Origin of the sequence: Glaesserella sp. (genome assembly GCF_041814905.1) — a bacterium.
Classification (GTDB): domain Bacteria; phylum Pseudomonadota; class Gammaproteobacteria; order Enterobacterales; family Pasteurellaceae; genus Glaesserella.
Genome location: NZ_JBGXYA010000086.1, coordinates 1 through 4,757, shown reverse-complemented (window position 1 = coordinate 4,757; position 4,757 = coordinate 1). Strand labels below are relative to the sequence as shown.

Annotated in this window: 4 protein-coding genes; all 4 read right to left on the bottom strand. The window is 43.4% G+C overall.

The features are described from left to right. Positions 1–218: 218 nt before the first annotated feature. Positions 219–1,712, bottom strand: a complete 1,494-nt coding sequence (locus ACEYJ7_RS11620; protein WP_373779259.1) for a PTS transporter subunit EIIC — start codon at positions 1,710–1,712, stop codon at positions 219–221. A gap of 110 nt (positions 1,713–1,822) precedes the next feature. After that, complete coding sequence (gene rbsK, locus ACEYJ7_RS11615) at positions 1,823–2,743, bottom strand: ribokinase (RefSeq protein WP_373779258.1); 921 nt, start codon at positions 2,741–2,743, stop codon at positions 1,823–1,825. Positions 2,744–2,825: 82 nt separating this feature from the next. Next, a complete protein-coding gene (gene rbsB / locus ACEYJ7_RS11610; protein WP_373779257.1) occupies positions 2,826–3,698 on the bottom strand; it encodes a ribose ABC transporter substrate-binding protein RbsB in 873 nt (290 codons plus the stop codon). A 40-nt stretch (positions 3,699–3,738) separates the two neighbouring features. Further along, the gene (gene rbsC / locus ACEYJ7_RS11605) at positions 3,739–4,698 is read right to left on the bottom strand and encodes a ribose ABC transporter permease (RefSeq protein WP_373779256.1); all 960 of its coding nucleotides are present in this window, start codon (positions 4,696–4,698) and stop codon (positions 3,739–3,741) included. Positions 4,699–4,757 lie beyond the last annotated feature (59 nt).

Below are 4,757 nucleotides of genomic sequence, written 5' to 3'. Positions count from 1 at the left end.
CACAGATTGTCTGATAAATTGTTAAAGAGCAAAAAACAACGACGCACTGTTTAATTTAATCACTTCACAACAGTGCGTCGTTGTGTGGGGCGCATTATAGAGATTTTAGAATTCCGCGCAAGCGATTTTTGCAAAATTTTTGAAAAAAATGACCGCTTGCTAATTTTTAAACCAAATCGTCTATTTCGCCAACCACTTTTGGTTATCTTATATCAGTTTTAGTCTTCTTTTCCTAAAATCTGATTTATCTCACTTTTATACAGTACCGCTTTAGCACCAAAAACGGCTTGAACACCACCACCAACTTCCAGAACATCAATCGCACCTAATGCTTTTAGTTGTGGTTTATTTACCTCTTTCACCACTTTAACCGCCACCCGCAAACGAGTGATACATGCATCAACCGTTTCAATATTACTTGCCGAACCTAATGCTTCAATAATTTTGTGCGCATTTTCGGTTAATGATGTGGTTTGTTGCTCTACAACGTCTTCTTGATCATCCCCCCTTCCCGGTGTCATCACATTAAATTTGCGAATCAGGAACAGGAAAGAGAAATAATAAAGTGCCGCCCAAGGTAGTCCCACCATTACGACACGAATCCAGTGGGTATTTTCATTACCTTGTAGAATACCGAACAGTAAGAAGTCGATAAATCCACCAGAGAAAGTATTACCGATAGACACATTCAGAAAATCGGCAATATAGAACGACACACCGTCTAAGAAAGCATGGAACACATAAAGCCACGGAGCAACGAATAAGAACATAAATTCAATCGGTTCAGTGATGCCTGTAATAAACGAAGTTAATGCAGCACCAAGGAACAACCCACCAATCGCTTTGCGACGATCTTTCGGGGCCGCATGATACATTGCCAAACAGGCTGCCGGCAAACCGAACATCATGGTATCGAAACGACCGGCAAAGAAGCGGGTTCCTTCGGTAAATAAACCTTGGTGATTCGGATCCGCCAATTGAGCAAAGAAGATTTTTTGTGCGCCGATAACAGTTTCACCGTTTACTACTTCGGTTCCGCCTAATTCGGTGTACCAAAACAACGGATAAATCATATGGTGCAAACCAATTGCGCCGCTCAAACGCATTAAAAATCCATAAAAGAACGTGCCTATTTCGCCCATTGAAGCAATACCTTGCCCCGCAGAAACCAGCCAATTTTGGAAGGTCGGCCAAATTAAGAAGAACAGAGCGCCGACAAAAATTGCCGCAAATGCGGTCACAATCGGAACGAAGCGCGATCCGCCGAAAAAGCCTAGAATTTGCGGCAGCTGAATATTATGATATTTATTATGTAGTTTAACGGTGATCAACCCCATCACAAGCGAACCGATAACACCGGTATCAATCCCTTTGGTTTCCGGTGAAAAAATCGGAATCAATGCCGCAATCGTTCCCGTCATAATCAAATAACCGACGACGGAAGCTAATGCCGCTACGCCTTTATCCCGCTTGGCTAAACCGATACCCAAACCGATACAGAGCAACAGCGCAAGATTAGCAAACACCACACTGCCTGCCGCCGCCATAATTTGAAATATGCCTTGCAAAGTCGGGTTATCCAATATCGGATAAGCTTGCACCGTCGCTTTATTCGACAATGCACCGCCAATTCCTAATAACAAACCCGCCGCCGGCAAGATGGCGATCGGTAACATAAAGGCTTTACCGACTTGTTGAAGTTGTTTAAACATAAATGTCTCCTTTTATATTCAAAAAACCATTGGCGTAAGGATACCGCTATTCACAATAAAAAAATGTGACGTTATTCTCAATTTTGCTAAAAAGAAGAGAAACACCAAATTTATGGATTTAATGATAAAAAAGCTTCAACCTCTTCCCTTATAGGAATAGCCGTTTGCGCCCCCATTCGAGTAACCGAAATCGCTGCAGCGGCATGTGCAAAACGAATCGCATCTTTAGCTGATTTTCCTTCCAATAATGCCGTCACAAAAGCGCCGTTAAAGGTATCGCCTGCGGCTGTTGTATCTACTGCATCAACTCGGAAACCCGGAATAATTTCGCCTTGTCCTTTTTCGCTGTAATACACGCCTTTTGAACCTAAGGTGATCAAGACCACTTCAATTCCTAATTGATGAAAATGGTGTGCGGCAACTGTTGCAGTTTGTTCATCGGTCACTTTAATCCCTGTCAGTATTTCCGCTTCTGTTTCATTTGGGGTAATGATGTCAATGTGTGATAACAAACTGTCTGGTAAAGGTTGAGCCGGTGCGGGATTTAACACCACTTTTACCCCAGCTGTTTTTGCAAATTTTGTCGCCAAAGTGACCGCTTGTAACGGGCTTTCTAACTGCATCAGCAGAATGTCCGATTGTTCAATGTGTGATTTATGTTGTTCAACTAAGGCTTCGGAAAGATCCGCATTTGCCCCGGCCGAAATCACAATGCTGTTTTCACCTGAATCGGCGACTTGAATCATCGCCAGACCCGTTGATTGATTTGGGATTACACTGATTGCCGAAGTATCGATACCGTCTTGTTCAAAGGCTTGTTTCATCGTTTGTCCGATTTGATCATCGCCAATCGCACCGATAAAGCTGACTTTCGCTCCAACACGAGCTGCAGCAACCGCTTGATTTGCCCCTTTTCCGCCATAGGCAATTTGATAGCCATAACCCGTTAAGGTTTCACCCGCTTTGGGGAAATAAGGTACTCGAATGACATGATCAACATTGATACTACCGAGAACACAGAGTTTTTTCATAACTGCTCCTAAATATAGAGGCGAAATATCTTTCGCCCCTAGTATGAAAATAGGGCAAATATGATTTGCCCCTACCAACAAACTATTTAGAAATGACTTTTAACGGAACCGGGATTTGTGCGTCGACTTTTTCACCTTTCAACACTTTATCCGCTGCTTCTATCCCTAACTCACCGATTTTTTCTGGTTGTTGTGCAATGGTTGCGGCAAGTTGTCCGCCATTAACCGCTTTTACCGCATCATCCGTACCATCAAAACCAACCACTAAGATATTTTTACCCGATGCTTTGATCGCCCGTAAAGCGCCTAATGCCATTTCATCATTTTGAGCAAATACCGCTTTGGCAGAACCGTGGCTGGCAAGTAAGTTTTCCATGACATTTAAACCTTTAGTGCGGTCGAAATCCGCCGGTTGGCTGGCAAGCAGTTCAAATTGGTTGGCTTCCACCGCTTGTTTAAAACCTTCACCGCGTTCACGAGCCGCGGAAGTGCCCGCAATACCTTCCAATTGAATCACTTTGGCATTTTTACCGACTTTTTCAGCGATAAAATCCCCCGCTATTTTTCCGCCTGCCACGTTATCGGAGGCAATATGGCTCACGACATTACCTTTATTTGCGCCACGGTCTAAGGTGATCACCGGAATATTCTTCTTATTGGCTACCGCAACGGCTGTGCCTACCGCTTCAGAATCGGTTGGGTTGATCAATAACACTTTTGCACCACGTACCGTCACATCTTCAACGTTGGACAGCTCTTTAGCCGGGTCATTTTGTGAATCCAACACAACTAAGTTATAACCTAATTCTTTGGCTTTCTTCTCTGCGCCTTCTTTTAAGGTCACAAAAAATGGGTTATCTAAGGTTGAAATTGCCAATGCGATAGTTTCCTTTGCCATTGCTGATGTACTGAATGCCAAACCTAACGCAATCGCTAATGAAGTGAATTTTTTCATAAAAATCTCCTATGTAATGAAGAATGATGTCTTAGAACAACTAGACTTTTTTACGACCAATGAAGTTATCTAAGATAACTGCAGCTAAGATTACCAGTGCTTTCGCAACCAGTTGATAGTAAGAGTCAATGTCTAATAAATTCAAGGCATTGCTCAAGAAACCAATAATTAATGCACCGATTAACGTACCGATAATACGACCTTTACCGCCCATAAGACTGGTGCCTCCCACCACGACGGCGGCTATTGCATCTAATTCATAGCCTGTTCCTGCCGTAGGTTGGGCGGAACCTAAACGAGAAGTCACAATCAAACCTGCAAGAGCGGCTAATATACCACTGACCGCAAACACAAACAGTTTCACTTTATTGACGTTAATCCCTGAAAGCGCCGTTGCTGATTCATTTCCCCCTAAAGCATAAATATAGCGCCCCATACGTGTCTGCGTGAGTACAAACCAACCTAACGCAAACAAGATAAACATTAACCAAACAGGAACGGGAATACCGAACCAAATCCCCGTACCGATTTCGGCGAAAGCATCAGCATTCTCGGAAAAACCGGTGCTAATCGGGCGACCGCCCATATAAATCATGGTTACGCCGCGTAATAACAGCATCGTAATCAAGGTTGCCATAAAGGCCTGTACTTTACCAAACGCCACCAGTGATCCGTTCAGCAAGCCAATCAAACCGCCAAAAATCAGGACGGTAGGAATCACCACATAAACCGGTAAATCCATGCCGACTAACGTTGCGGCTACCGCACCGGTCAGTGCCAATACCGAACCGACCGATAAATCTATACCGGCAATCAAAATCACAAAGGTCATGCCAATCGCAATAATGGCGTTCACCGAAGTTTGACGCAGAATGTTAAGCAAGTTATCCGTGGTAAAAAAATCCGGATTTAAGAATGACACCACGACAATCAACGTGATTAACGCGATAATCGACCGTTGGTCGATTAAAAATTTAGTGAGGTTAAACGATTTATTCATTTGCAAATTTCCTATGAGATCTGACCGCTTGTTTTACCGATTGCCGCCGCCAATAATTT

Coding starts and splice junctions, on each gene's coding strand:
- ACEYJ7_RS11620 (WP_373779259.1), bottom strand. CDS start 1,712: ATGTTTAAACAACTTCAACAAGTCGGTAAAGCCTTTATGTTACCGATC.
- rbsK (WP_373779258.1), bottom strand. CDS start 2,743: ATGAAAAAACTCTGTGTTCTCGGTAGTATCAATGTTGATCATGTCATT.
- rbsB (WP_373779257.1), bottom strand. CDS start 3,698: ATGAAAAAATTCACTTCATTAGCGATTGCGTTAGGTTTGGCATTCAGT.
- rbsC (WP_373779256.1), bottom strand. CDS start 4,698: ATGAATAAATCGTTTAACCTCACTAAATTTTTAATCGACCAACGGTCG.